The sequence below is a fragment of the Streptococcus sanguinis genome, assembly GCF_013343115.1.
GTDB classification, from domain to species: domain Bacteria; phylum Bacillota; class Bacilli; order Lactobacillales; family Streptococcaceae; genus Streptococcus; species Streptococcus sanguinis_H.
In genome coordinates this window covers 2,175,304-2,187,933 of record NZ_CP054570.1, presented here as the reverse complement: position 1 = coordinate 2,187,933, position 12,630 = coordinate 2,175,304, and the positions used below count along the sequence as shown (strand labels likewise).

13 protein-coding genes are annotated in these 12,630 nt (G+C 43.4%); 4 read left to right on the top strand and 9 right to left on the bottom strand.

Features of this window, described 5'->3' with window-relative positions; genetic code table 11:
* From FOC72_RS10675 to FOC72_RS10640, 8 genes are all read right to left on the bottom strand, one after another.
* On the bottom strand, positions 1 to 495 hold the full coding sequence (locus FOC72_RS10675; protein WP_002894185.1) for a hypothetical protein: 495 nt from the start codon (positions 493 to 495) through the stop codon (positions 1 to 3).
* Between the two features lie 132 nt (positions 496 to 627).
* Entirely contained in the window at positions 628 to 1,119 is a 492-nt protein-coding gene (locus FOC72_RS10670) for a prepilin-type N-terminal cleavage/methylation domain-containing protein (protein ID WP_002894187.1), read from the bottom strand.
* Between the two features lie 72 nt (positions 1,120 to 1,191).
* A complete protein-coding gene (locus FOC72_RS10665; protein ID WP_002894189.1) occupies positions 1,192 to 1,650 on the bottom strand; it encodes a type II secretion system protein in 459 nt (152 codons plus the stop codon).
* Positions 1,651 to 1,791: 141 nt separating this feature from the next.
* The gene (locus FOC72_RS10660; RefSeq protein ID WP_002894190.1) at positions 1,792 to 2,301 is read right to left on the bottom strand and encodes a prepilin-type N-terminal cleavage/methylation domain-containing protein; all 510 of its coding nucleotides are present in this window, start codon (positions 2,299 to 2,301) and stop codon (positions 1,792 to 1,794) included.
* 121 nt (positions 2,302 to 2,422) lie between these two features.
* Positions 2,423 to 3,649: a type II secretion system F family protein gene (locus FOC72_RS10655; protein ID WP_002894191.1), complete on the bottom strand. Its 1,227-nt coding sequence runs from the start codon at positions 3,647 to 3,649 to the stop codon at positions 2,423 to 2,425.
* Between the two features lie 3 nt (positions 3,650 to 3,652).
* Positions 3,653 to 4,717 (bottom strand): type IV pilus twitching motility protein PilT, encoded by a 1,065-nt coding sequence (locus FOC72_RS10650; RefSeq protein WP_002894192.1) that lies wholly within the window; start codon positions 4,715 to 4,717, stop codon positions 3,653 to 3,655.
* A gap of 1 nt (position 4,718) precedes the next feature.
* Positions 4,719 to 6,401, bottom strand: coding sequence for a GspE/PulE family protein (locus tag FOC72_RS10645; RefSeq protein ID WP_002894193.1), 1,683 nt, complete (start codon positions 6,399 to 6,401; stop codon positions 4,719 to 4,721).
* A gap of 1,122 nt (positions 6,402 to 7,523) precedes the next feature.
* Positions 7,524 to 8,411 carry a cation diffusion facilitator family transporter gene (locus FOC72_RS10640; RefSeq protein WP_002894194.1) on the bottom strand — a complete coding sequence of 296 codons (888 nt, stop codon included), beginning with the start codon at positions 8,409 to 8,411 and terminating at the stop codon, positions 7,524 to 7,526.
* A 169-nt stretch (positions 8,412 to 8,580) separates the two neighbouring features.
* On the opposite strand from FOC72_RS10640, the gene FOC72_RS10635 reads away from it, so the two are divergent.
* On the top strand, positions 8,581 to 9,102 hold the full coding sequence (locus FOC72_RS10635) for a TetR/AcrR family transcriptional regulator (protein WP_002894195.1): 522 nt from the start codon (positions 8,581 to 8,583) through the stop codon (positions 9,100 to 9,102).
* A 38-nt stretch (positions 9,103 to 9,140) separates the two neighbouring features.
* Positions 9,141 to 10,307: a CynX/NimT family MFS transporter gene (locus tag FOC72_RS10630; RefSeq protein ID WP_002894196.1), complete on the top strand. Its 1,167-nt coding sequence runs from the start codon at positions 9,141 to 9,143 to the stop codon at positions 10,305 to 10,307.
* Positions 10,308 to 10,455: 148 nt separating this feature from the next.
* Here FOC72_RS10630 and FOC72_RS10625 read toward each other — a convergent pair whose 3' ends face one another.
* Positions 10,456 to 11,037, bottom strand: a complete 582-nt coding sequence (locus tag FOC72_RS10625; RefSeq protein WP_032914017.1) for a DNA-3-methyladenine glycosylase — start codon at positions 11,035 to 11,037, stop codon at positions 10,456 to 10,458.
* Between the two features lie 280 nt (positions 11,038 to 11,317).
* Between FOC72_RS10625 and FOC72_RS10620 the strand changes: the two genes are divergently transcribed.
* On the top strand, positions 11,318 to 11,713 hold the full coding sequence (locus FOC72_RS10620) for a hypothetical protein (protein ID WP_002894198.1): 396 nt from the start codon (positions 11,318 to 11,320) through the stop codon (positions 11,711 to 11,713).
* A gap of 162 nt (positions 11,714 to 11,875) precedes the next feature.
* Positions 11,876 to 12,622: a DeoR/GlpR family DNA-binding transcription regulator gene (locus tag FOC72_RS10615; protein ID WP_002894199.1), complete on the top strand. Its 747-nt coding sequence runs from the start codon at positions 11,876 to 11,878 to the stop codon at positions 12,620 to 12,622.
* Positions 12,623 to 12,630 lie beyond the last annotated feature (8 nt).

Here is a 12,630-nt window from a genome sequence, read left to right as displayed (position 1 = left end):
TTACTTCTGCGCCGATCTCAAATGTCCTTCTTCCGAGCGAATTCCTTTTGTGTCAAAGTTGAAGGTTACAATATGCTCGTAATAGTCATTACTGCCAGCTAATTTTGACTTCGATTTAATCGTGATATTATAATTTTCTGGACCAGTCAAACCATCTACAAGCTGTCCATTCATCTCGATTTCTGCTACACTGCCATCCTTAAAGGTATGGGTTGACTTAATCGGCTCTGTTGAAGGTTCTGTGCTACGCGCTCGTTTATCAAATTCTTCATAAACTGATGACGGATTTCCGTCAACAGGGTCTAGATAAGCACCCCATGCCAACTGTGTACCAGAAGTCGCTGTGTACTTGGCTTTGAGATAGTTATACATGCGTTGAGTCTGGCTTTGCCCTGTATCCACGATAGAAGCCAAAATCCCAATCATAGCAACCAGAATCACAATGGTTACGATAACCATGGGAAGTGTAGAGCCCTGTCTTTTTTTTCCTTTCATTATAGTATTCTCCTAATATTTCTACTTTTGATATTGCCAAAATAGTTGTCACAGTCTGACAACTACTTTGGTAATATCCGACTGCTAAAGCAGTCGGAGTAGAGAAATCTCTATATTTAGATGATTTGATGATTAGTTGTTTCCAGTTGCTGCGGCAGTTGTTGTCGTATTAGTACCGTTAGCTGACCAGTCATACTTCCATTGTTTTTGATTTTTATCACCTGCTTGTTTGCCAGATGGGATAAAAGTAGATGTCAAAACATGGTTTGTTGAGTCAATTGTATGAGCCGTGTTTTTGTCATTCTTAGCCAGAGCATCTACAATCTTAGTTGAGTCGCCTTTAGCATTTTTAGAAATGTATGGTGCTAGTTTTTCAAGAGTGATTTCACCTGGATTGGTTGGATCATCTTGCGCGCCGATATAAGACTGGATTGCTGACACCAGCTCACGGTGTTCTGATTGAATACGTGAACGACGTGCATTATCTTGGAAGGAAGTAATAGCTGGAATCGCTACAGCTGCGATGATAGCGATAATGATAATTACCACGATCAACTCAACCAAGGTAAAACCTTTACCTTTTTTCTTCAAGTCCTGACGGAATTTTTGCAATTTGTTTAACATTTAAATATTCTCCTATTTTCTTTTTATCTTTATTTTTCGCTGAATATCAGCTTAGTTTTAAATTTAATTGGGCTAGTTGGTATTTGAACCACTATATCTCCAATCGTAAAGCCAAGTTTTGTCCTTGGTTTTATCAGTTCCCGCTCCTGAGGGATGGAAGGTCGAAACCAAAGTTGTTCCATCAATTTTATGTGCTGGCTCCGCATCATTCTTAGCAAGGGCATCCATAATCTTAGTTGAATCACCCTTGGAATTTTTAGAAATGTATGGTGCCAATTGTTCCATTGTAATTGACTTTACAGTTTCTGGGTCATCCTGTGATCCGATATAAGACTGGATAGCAGTTGCCAACTCACGGTGTTCCGATTGAATACGTGAACGACGTGCGTTATCTTGGAAGGAAGTGAGGGCTGGAACCGCTACAGCTGCAATGATAGCGATGATGATAATCACCACAATCAACTCAACCAAGGTAAAACCTTTGCTTTTTTTCTTCAAATTATGACGAAATTTTTGCAATTTGTTGAGCACTAACTTCTCCTAATTCTTTTTCACAAGGGCTGTTGAGCAGCCTTTTAATATCTCTCAAATGTAGGGTTTTAATTCATCTTTCCTTAGATGATTTGATAAGTATTACCACTTTTAGAAATAGCCTAACTAGAAATTACTTCTTTAGTTAGCATTTACACCATTTGCTGACCAGTCATACTTCCATACTTTATCTTTTGAAGCATCTTTAGCGCCTGATGGCTTAAAGGTAGAAGTCAAAATATGGTTTGTTGAGTCAATTGTATGAGCAGTTGCAGTACCATTCTTAGCTAGAGCATCTACGATTTTAGTCGAGTCTCCTTTGGCATTTTTAGAAATGTATGGTGCTAGTTTTTCAAGAGTGATTTCGCCTGGATTAGATGGATCATCTTGTGCTCCGATATAAGACTGGATAGCTGATACCAACTCACGATGTTCTGATTGGATACGTGAACGGCGTGCGTTATCTTGGAAGGAAGTGATAGCTGGGATAGCTACAGCTGCGATGATGGCAATAATGATAATTACCACGATCAACTCAACCAAAGTAAAACCTTTACCTTTTTTCTTCAAATCCTGACGGAATTTTTGCAATTTGTTTAACATTTTGAATAGATCTCCTATTTTTTCACAATTTTTACTATTTTCGCCCACAGGGGCATTTGTTTTGTTCCTAGCTGGGAGACCCTACAAACTCCCAGCATCAGAACGATTTCCTAACTTTTTGTGCAGAGCAGTTGCCCTGCTACCTCCTAAACTTTTCTGAAGCGCCTTCCTATTGGTCAACTCCAGATCCTGCATCCACAGCATGAGCAAGCTCAAACATTGGCAACATGACAGAGGCAACGATACCTCCGATGATAACCCCCATGACGATGATCATGGCTGGCTCCAAGAGTGAGAGCAGCTGCTTGATAGCTGTTTCAAGCTCTTCTTCATAATAATCTGATGTCTTGACCAGCATGGACTCCAGAGACCCAGACTCCTCACCGATTTTGACCATCGAGAGCATCATAGGCGGGAAGAGACCGGTTGAGGTAATCATCCCTGTCAGACGTTCCCCTTTTTGCAGACCTTCATTGGCGATCTTCATCTTTTCAATGACGACAGCGTTGTTGGTCGTTGCAGCAGCAGACTCAATAGCCTCGACCAGAGGGATACCTGCACTGGTCAGGATAGCCAAGGTGCTGGCAAAGCGTGCAGTGACAATCTTCTGCATTGGCCCCTTGATGACCGGCAGATTAAGCTTGAGCCGATCCAGCTGGTAGCGACCTGCCTCTGTACTGCGATAGCGTAAGAAGAGAAAGACCAGAATCCCTGTCACACCGAAGAGGATGTACCATGAAGAGCGGACAAAGTTACTAGCTGCTAGTACGATACGCGTTGGCAGCGGCATAGCCATCCCACTCTGCTCAAAGATTCCTGAGAAGCTTGGGATAACGACATAAAGCAGGGCCAAGACTGCAGCCACAGCCAGAAAGGCTAGGACTGCGGGATAGATCATGGCTCCCTGAATCTGGCGGCTGGTCTTGAGCTCTTTAGTATAGTGCTCAGACATCTTTTCCAGCACCTCGTCCAGCTTACCAGTCTTTTCACCGGCCTGCACCATACGGATCAGGAGATCGGGAAACATCCCTTCCTGATCTAGCATGGCCTTGGACAGCTGACTACCTTCTTTTAGGCTCTTGCTGACGATTTTAAGGCTAGACTTGAGATTCTTTGAAGTAGCCTGTTGCTCTAGGATGTCCACTGCATTATTAAGAGGAATCCCTGACTCCAACATAACCGACATCTGCTTACAGAAGAGCGATATGTCCTTGAGCTTGATCTTCTTGCTTTGAAAAAGGACAATCTCCTTAGAACCCATGACCTTTTCTTCGACACTGATTGGCTTCCCTTTGAGACGGATCCGGTTGACTGCGTCAGTCCGGTTAGGAGCGTCCACCTCTAGTGTGACGACCCCTTGCCGAGTGTCTAAGTATTTACAAACATATACTGTCATGCTCTAGTACCCCACTATTCCTAGGGATTTTTCAACTTGAGCGCGGTCTACTGAGTAGGACAGCAGAGTTCTTTGGTCGATAACATTGCGACGGTAGAGTCCCATGAGCGAAGTGTCCATGGTAATCATGCCTAGCTGAGCCCCTGTTTGGATTGGCGTCAGCAGCTGGTGGGTCTTCCCTTCGCGAATGAGGTTGCGAATAGCGGGTGTTCCCAGCATGATTTCAAAGGCAGCTACACGACCTTTGCCGGTCGCTGTACGCATAAGCTGCTGCGATACAACCCCTTCCATAACGGCTGAAAGCTGTACGCGGATTTGCTCCTGCTGCTCGGCTGGAAATACGTCGATAATCCGGTCCATGGTGTTTACGGCACCGACCGTGTGGAGAGTTGACAGAACTAAGTGACCTGTTTCCGCCGCACGCAGTGCGATTTCAATCGTTTCCTTATCCCGCATCTCACCGACTAGGATGACATCCGGGTCCTGACGAAGGGCACCGCGGAGAGCATTGCCGAAGCTCTGCGTATCCGCTCCCAGCTCACGCTGGTTGACCAAGCACTTATTATGCGTATGCATGTACTCGATCGGATCTTCAATCGTGATGATGTGCTCGTCCCGCAAGCTGTTCATGTAGTTGATCATGGTTGCCAGGGTCGTTGACTTTCCGCTTCCTGTTGGCCCGGTAACCAATATCAGCCCCCGGCGTTTCTCAGCCAGCTTTTTGATAACTGGTGGCAATCCCAGAGATTCCATAGATGGAATATCCTTGGGAATGACCCGCAAGGCAATCCCGCAGTTGTTTTTCTGCTTAAAGATATTGACCCGCAAGCGATAGCCATTGTCGACCTCGTAGGCACAGTCCACTTCACCGACTTCTAAAAGATGAGCAATCTGCTTATCATTTAAAATGTGCTTGGTGAAGCGAACCGTGTCTTCGTTGGTCAAAATTGTATTGTTGAGTTGTGTTAACCTCCCGTGCAGACGCATGGTTGGCTCAGCGCCAACCGTGAAGTGGATATCTGATGCACCCGCTTCAATCGCCTGCTTAATTAACTCATCCAAATTCATCCTAAACTTCCCCTTCTAGACTAAAGGCAATCTTCATTGCTTCTTCAATCGTTGTAGTCCCCTGTTTTGCGATATCAATGGCCTCCTCCGCCAAGTCTCGCATACCATTTTTCTTAGCTTCTGCTCGAAGCTGTGCTGTTGTTCCACCATCATTAATTAGTGATTTAATCTCCCTTGTCACCGCCATGATTTCGTGGATAGCTATACGTCCATAGTATCCCGTACCGCTACAGTAGTTGCAGCCGCGTCCGCGATACAAGGTGTCTCCCTTGTGAATACCGATACCTGCATGTTCATTTGTTTCTACAGTGTACTCAGTCTTACACTTAGGACAGATGCGCTTAATCAAGCGCTGTGCGATAATACCGACAGTCGCCGTTGAGACCAGATAAGGCTTGATGCCCATATCGACCAAACGGTTGACTGTACTAGCTGTGTCATTGGTGTGGATAGTCGAGAGAACGACGTGACCAGTGATAGCGGCCCGAACCGCGATACTAGCTGTCTCTTCATCCCGAATTTCCCCCAAGAGAACGATGTCCGGGTCCTGACGCAGGATACTTCTCAAACCACTCGCGAAGGTCAGTCCAGCTTTGTTATTTACCTGAACTTGGTTGACCCCTTCCAAGCGGTACTCAACCGGATCTTCAACGGTGATGATATTTTTTCCTACATCATTGAGCTCACGGAGCGCTGTGTAGAGAGTGGTTGTCTTTCCGCTTCCTGTAGGACCAGTCAGCAAGATAATGCCTTCTGGCGCCTTAAGAATATCTTCAAAGAGCTTCTGATTGGTTGGCGAGAATCCCAACTCCTCTTTACTGAGGAGAGTTGCATTCCGGCTCAAAATCCGAATAACGATTTTTTCACCGAATACAGTAGGCAAGACTGAAACCCGCATATCGACTTCTTTGCCGTCGATAGTTGTCTCAATCCGTCCATCCTGAGGAATCCGCCGCTCGGCAATGTCCAGACCACTCATGATCTTAATCCGTGTCGCAATGGCTGAATGAGCATTGGCTTTCAACTGCATGTTTTCCACCAAGGTCCCGTCAACCCGGAAACGAACACGAACAACTTTTTCAAAGGGCTCAATATGGATATCGCTGGTCCGCGTCTTGATTGCCTGACTGATAATCGAGTCAATCAAACGCACAACCGGAGCGTTTTTGATTTCGAGATCTTCTTCGACGATCTCTTCATCCACATTAAAACCTTCGATTTCGGTCGCTGCCTGTTGGGCTTCTTCTCCTTTGGAATAGTATTGATCGATATACTTCTCAATATCATCCCGAAAAGTTACATAAGGTTCTACCGCCATCTTAGAAACGATTTTAACGTCGTCTAGGGCGATATAGTTGCTTGGGTCTGCCATCGCAACTACTAACTTGGGTTCTTCTCCCTCTTCCCCATCTGTGAAAGAGATCGGAATCAATCCATGACGTTTAGCAACTTTTTCTGAAACCTTCTCGACAGCTTCCTTTTCTATCACAAACTGTGATAGATTGACATGAGGTACACGGTAATAGTAACTCATGACTTTCAGCATATCTTCTTCTGTCACATAGCCCTTGCTGATTAGATATCTCTCTAACTGCATGTTTGATTGTGGCATATCTTGAAGAATTTCTTCTTTTTGAGCTGCCGTTATCAGATTGAATTGAACCAATATAGCGATTAGTGCCATTTGTTTCTCCTGTCTGTGATTTTTTTGTAAAAATCCTTCAATTCTTTCTATGCGTTAATAGATAACAGCTTTCTTAAAAAAATCTCCCTCGCTTAAAGTTTCCTTTAAGGTTTCTTTAAGCTTTTTAAGTTAGGCTAGTACATGGAAAATTTACCAATAGAACCAAACTTAATGTTTTAAGTTAGATGCTTTGAGCAGTATCTCCATTTGATAAACCTAGTAAACAGTCCTTAAACCAATCCTAGGATTGACAAGGGCGTTTTAGATTTGTCAAAAGGGGCGCAAAAAAAGCAGATGCCAAAAACATTTGTTCTTGCGTTCTTAAATACTATACAAAGCAAGTTCTCTTGCAAAATTTCTCATGCTTTTAGATGCAGGTTAAACCGTGTGTGTGTGAAGTTGGTTTAACCCGAATCATCAAGCAGCCAGTGCCATAAGATAAGAATTCTTGTCTTATGGTTTTTTCTTTTTACCGATATGCATATTTTGGTAGGAAATGCTAGGAACAAAAGCTTTATTTGCTTTAAAAAACATTTACCTATCACAGTATATGACATAATTGACATCTTGTCAACAGGTTTGCCTCGAAAAAAATGATTGCATTTAAAAAAATGTTTAATTTTGATAAAACCTTGTTATATCAAGCTTTTTGACACTTTTTTAAAGCGTTTTTTTACTTCGAGGATAAAAAAACAGCAAATTTTTTTGAGGAAATTTCCCCTTTACTGCTTCTTTTTCAACCTTCAGATGGACAGTGTGACAGCATCTGTCCTCTTCTAATCGGTAGTCGATATGCTTAGGAAAGGCGCTTCAGGACAAGGCTTAGCAAGCTTTGCCTGTTTCTTCCTACCCAATAGTATATGCTAAAGAAAAAGCATTGTCAATGCATTTGCATTTTATTAGATGTAAAACCTATCTAAAAATGCACAATGTACTCAGCTTGTCTATTTTTTATAGAAAAACCACAAAATCAAAAAGCTAGAATTTTCAGACAGAGAAATAAAGAAATTAAATAAGAAGAAAATCATAAAAATAGAACCAGTTAAGCGATGGAAATTAGACTGTAAAACGAAAAAACAGCCCGAAATATCGGACTGCAGAGATATGTTTACAGTAGTACTATTAAGTATGAGGTTTTAAATCGCCCTCTCCACCTATACACCACTCTTCATGCTCTTCCAAGCTGCTATCCGTCTGGATAGTGATTTTGTTGATGCCATAGGCTTGCAGTTCTTGACGCAGAGTGGCTTGGGTCTCGGCCAGCAGGTCTGGATTTTCAAGACAGATATGGATCATAGCAAATTTTTCCAAACCGTCTGTGGTCCAGACATTGAGCTGGGTAATAGCCTGAACGTTTTCAATCGCTAGAATTTCCTGATAAAGCTGACTCAAATCAATATCGCTTGGGATGTGATCCAGAAAAATCTTGATGTTTTCCCAGAACTTAGGCAGGGCCTTGCTGAGGATGAAGCCCGCAATGAGCAGGGAGAGCAGTGGGTCAAGAAAATACCAGTCAGTAAAGCGCAGAACGATGGAGACTAGGATAACAGCTACCCAACCCAAAATGTCCTCTAAGAAATGGAGACTGAGAATAGACTCATTATGACTGTGTCCATGACCATGGCCGACTACCTTGCTGGCTGCTAGATTGACTATAATGGCAAAGATACCCAGCACCAGCATGCCGTCATAATTGACCTTTTCAGGCGCAAAGACCTTGGGTACATTTTCGATAATCACCAAGGTCGAGCCGACCAGCAAGATGACCGAGGTCAGCAAGGCTCCCAAAAGGCTGTAGCGCTTGTAGCCCAGAGTGTATTTCTTGTCTTCTTTTTTATTAGAAATTTTTTCAAAAAGGGTAGAGAGTCCGATAGCCATCGCGTCTCCTGTGTCGTGCACAGCGTCGGCTAATACAGCGCTGGAATTGAACATGAAGCCAAAGATAAACTCAAGAATGGCAAAGGAAAAGTTTAACAGAAAGGCAATAGTCATATTTTTACTAGATTTCACGGCAGCCTCCTTTCAGTTTAGCAAAATTTATAGTATAATGTAATCAAAACGGAACACCTTGTTCAGTTTTCTTCATCTTTATTATCCCTTATTCTCAGAAAGGAAACAAGAAGCAATTGAGGGGCTTTGTCTGTTATTGAACAATCCTGCTCTTTTGTTCCGAAACACTATGGACAGACGAGTCAAGAAATCACGCGCAGCTATTTACCAAGCTTTTATCAGCCTGCTGCATCAAAAAAGTTATGAAAGCATCACCGTGCAAGAAATCATCGACCTGGCAGACGTTGGCCGGTCGACTTTTTATGCCCATTTCGATACCAAGGAAGCCTTGCTAGAGGAGGTTTGCCAAGACCTCTTTCAGCATACCTTTCTTGAACGTGACGACGGCAAGGATCTCTTTGAAGCAACCGCCCATATTTTCAAGCATTTCCAAAAGAATCAGGACAAGATTGCGACCTTACTGCTTTCGAAAAATATCTATTTCACCAATCGCTTAAAGATTGAGCTGGAAAACTATCTCTTTCCGATGATTCAGGAACAGCTCCTGCGAAAAAAATCTCAGCTACCAGAGCCTTTTCTGAGAAATTATGTGACTTCTACTTTTGTGGAGACGGTCAGCTGGTGGCTCCAGCAAAAGAAAACATTGCCAGAAACAGTTATCAGCCAGTATTTTCTGGATTTGATGGACTGATTTTATTTTGATATTTATATAGGAGGAAACTTAACTTTATGAAAAAGCAACATTCAAAATTTTTACTTCCAGGCATTCTGATGGTGGGGGTTGTCCTACGGGCGCCTTTTGCAGTGCTGCCCGTTGTTCTGGGCGATATTGCTAAGGGGCTGCAAGTTCCCGTCAACTCTCTGGGACTGCTGACTAGCCTGCCCTTGATCATGTTTGCCCTCTGCTCAGCCTTTTCCCCACGCCTGGCTCAAAAGGTCGGCCTAGAAAAGCTCTTTACCATAGCCATGATTGTGCTGACTCTGGGCTCTTTTATTCGTATTTTTAACCTGCCTCTACTCTATGCAGGTACAATCATGCTAGGGGCTGCCATCGCTGTCTTAAATGTGCTCTTGCCCAATGTCATTCAGGCCAATCAGCCAGAGAAAATTGGATTTCTAACCACGCTCTATATCACTTCTATGGGACTAGCCATCTCAGTCATGTCTCCCTTGGCTGCGCCTATTGTCCGCTTAGCCGGCTGGAAAGGACTGATTCTCGTCCTGACCCTCATCTGCTTACTGGCCTGCTTAATCTGGCTGCCTAACAGTCGGCACAATCACAAACTGACTAGTAAAAATCGCGAGCAGCAAATGGGGAGTCTGCTAAAAAATCCTAGAGTATGGGCTCTGATTGTTTTCGGCGGCCTGCAGTCCTTACTCTTTTATACGGCTATCACTTGGCTGCCGACTCTTGGTCAGTTGGCAGGACTTTCCAATGATGCTACTGGATTCTTGGCCTCTGTCTTTTCCTTTATCAGTCTTCCTCTGGCTATGACGATACCTAGTCTGACAACGCGTCTATCCGCTAAAAAACGCTTAGGAATGATTGCTCTCTTTTCTGTAACTGGTATGGTTGGTCTGGGTATGCTGCTGGTCAAGACAGATTCCTTTGTCTACTGGCTCATCCTCAACCTGCTAATCGGTATGTCCGTCAGCGCCCTCTTCCCCTACCTCATGGTTACTTTCTCGCTGAAAACCAGTACTCCTGAGCAAACCGCTCAGCTATCTGGCTTAGCCCAGACTGGTGGTTATATTCTGGCCGCCTTTGGACCTAGCCTCTTTGGATACAGCTTTGATTTATTCCATTCCTGGACTCCAGCCATCCTCATTCTCATTGGCTTGGCTGCCATCGTGACACTAACACTCTTTTACATTGAGAAGTTTGACAAGATCTAATATAGACGAAAAAACGCTTAGAAATCCTAAGCGTTTTTGCAATAGTTGAGGCACTCTTCCAGGCCCACATCCCGCTCTAAGTGCTCTGGTGTCTACGCTCTCGCATAATTTCTACTACTTGCTCAAAAATATCTGTTTTCTTCATCTTTTACTCCTTCTTCCAAGTATCCTCGTCATCCAGCAGGCCTCGCTTAGGCACTTTTGAGACATGACGATTGCCAGCCACATAAAAGCCTAAGGGCTCCTCCCGCCAGGCATCTGTGCAGGTCACGCCAATCCGCGGACGACTGGCAATCTGATTGGGAGTCAGCTCATGGGCTAATTGCAGACTGGAGGTCTCTAAACTCTGTCCATCAAAGCGCTTATCAATCCCAGCATACTTGGTTAGCTTGCCAGGGCCGTTAGCTATAATTCGGCCATCCGGTAGCTCCAAAGCTCGAATCAGTACGGCTTCGGCTACATTTTCAGCCTTGGTCACTAGATTCAGCATCTGATGGCCATAAATCTGATAAACATACCAGTGACCAGCTGGTAGATACATGGATTCATTCCTAGGGGAGTGGCGCCCTCCAGCTGAATGACAGGCACTGTCCTGACTTCCTAGATAGGCTTCTGTTTCGACAATTCGGCCTAACTTCTGGCCGTTTAGAATCAATTGCATACCTAGCAAAGCTCGCGCTGCTGCAACTGTGTCTGTCTCGATTAGTTTCTGAAAATCTCTTGATAACATAGGTTGATTATAGCATGATTTCTCCATTTAAAGAGGAAAAGAAATGTTGCAAAAATGTTATTTTTCTCCTTCTCACAGACAAGAATTGTGTTACAAAACAATTACATGCTAAATAAGCGGAAAATCTTGGTAAAGCTTATAAAATCTATGTATTGTCTAATTAAATTACTTATATTTTGTAACATTTTTATTAACACAGTATGTTATTTATGTATCAATCCAGTTTTTCATTGCTTCAAATGAAATATTTGTTTAATATTATACTAGAAGGAGGGGTAAGATGAAAAAATTATCTAAAATTTCTTTATTTTTATTACCACTAATTGCACTTTTCTTTTTAGCAGCTTGCGGAAATTCTGCGGATAAGAAGACTGAAGAAAGCTCAAGTTCTAGCTCAAGCGTATCTTCTTCATCTAAAGCTAAGACAAGCTCTAGCAGCACATCTGAAGAAAGCGGTAGTGCCAAAGTCAACGTAAACGGCGGCGATACTAGCGTTAATGTAAATGGCGATGACGAAAGCGGCGATGCTTCTGTGGAAACCAACGGAGACGGTGCTGCTAATGTACAAACTGACAACGCTGGTGTTAGCGTAAATGAAGATGGCGTTCATGTTCAAGGCGGCGGCGTTGATGTTAAGGTCGGCAGCGATGGATCTATCAATATTCAAACACCTTAATTGAAAAACATGTTTCGATTATTATAATTCATAAAAACCGAGTTTCGCTCGGTTTTTTGATTTTCTCCTGTGCATTTCAAAAAACTTGTAAAACATTAAAAAGACTTGCAAAAACTTATCCGTCGTGTTATACTCTATTTAGAAAAGCAAGGAGGGCCAAGTATGTACCAAGAACAACGCTTAGCTGAAATCTTAGAGCTCTTAGCTGAGAAAAAACAGCTGTCAGCCAAGGATATGATTGAGCATTTTCAGGTTTCTAAAGATACTATTCGGCGAGATTTTTCGATTTTGAGCGAGCGTAGACTTGTGCAGCGCACCCACGGAGGTATTATCCCCCTGGATACTAGCCGGCAAATCCCATCCTTTAACGACCGCATCAACCAACTAAATCAAGAAAAAAAGGCTATTGCCCAGAAGGCCCATGACTTTCTCAAGCCGGGGCAGATTGCTTTCTTTGATGTCTCAACCATCGTTCTCCATCTGGCCCAGCGCATCAAGGAGCCTATGACAATCTACTCTCATTCTCTGGATAATGCAATCATGCTGAGCACTCAAGACAAAGTGGACTTTCACCTCTTAGGCGGAAAATTTTATCCCAAAAACCGATTCTACTACGCGCTCAATGAAGCAGAGCTGCTAGAGCAAATTTCTTTTGACATTGCCTTTATCGGGGCAGCCAGTGTCTCTGATGGCCTAGTCAGCTTTGAAGACGAAGCTGATGCTCACCTGAAAAAACTGGCTTTGAAGCATGCCAAGACTAAAATCCTGCTGGCCGAACAAGACAAGTGGCAGAAAGAATCTAAGTACATCCTGGGTCCTGTTAGCGACTTTGACTACTGGATTACGGACCAAGAGCCCAGCCCTAAAGTCCAAGAACTGCTTGGAGACAAGGTTAAAATAATTTATTAAATCGATCC

Coding starts and splice junctions, on each gene's coding strand:
- FOC72_RS10675 (WP_002894185.1), bottom strand. CDS start 495: ATGAAAGGAAAAAAAAGACAGGGCTCTACACTTCCCATGGTTATCGTA.
- FOC72_RS10670 (WP_002894187.1), bottom strand. CDS start 1,119: ATGTTAAACAAATTGCAAAAATTCCGTCAGGACTTGAAGAAAAAAGGT.
- FOC72_RS10655 (WP_002894191.1), bottom strand. CDS start 3,649: ATGACAGTATATGTTTGTAAATACTTAGACACTCGGCAAGGGGTCGTC.
- FOC72_RS10650 (WP_002894192.1), bottom strand. CDS start 4,717: ATGAATTTGGATGAGTTAATTAAGCAGGCGATTGAAGCGGGTGCATCA.
- FOC72_RS10645 (WP_002894193.1), bottom strand. CDS start 6,401: ATGGCACTAATCGCTATATTGGTTCAATTCAATCTGATAACGGCAGCT.
- FOC72_RS10635 (WP_002894195.1), top strand. CDS start 8,581: ATGGACAGACGAGTCAAGAAATCACGCGCAGCTATTTACCAAGCTTTT.
- FOC72_RS10630 (WP_002894196.1), top strand. CDS start 9,141: ATGAAAAAGCAACATTCAAAATTTTTACTTCCAGGCATTCTGATGGTG.
- FOC72_RS10625 (WP_032914017.1), bottom strand. CDS start 11,037: ATGTTATCAAGAGATTTTCAGAAACTAATCGAGACAGACACAGTTGCA.
- FOC72_RS10620 (WP_002894198.1), top strand. CDS start 11,318: ATGAAAAAATTATCTAAAATTTCTTTATTTTTATTACCACTAATTGCA.
- FOC72_RS10615 (WP_002894199.1), top strand. CDS start 11,876: ATGTACCAAGAACAACGCTTAGCTGAAATCTTAGAGCTCTTAGCTGAG.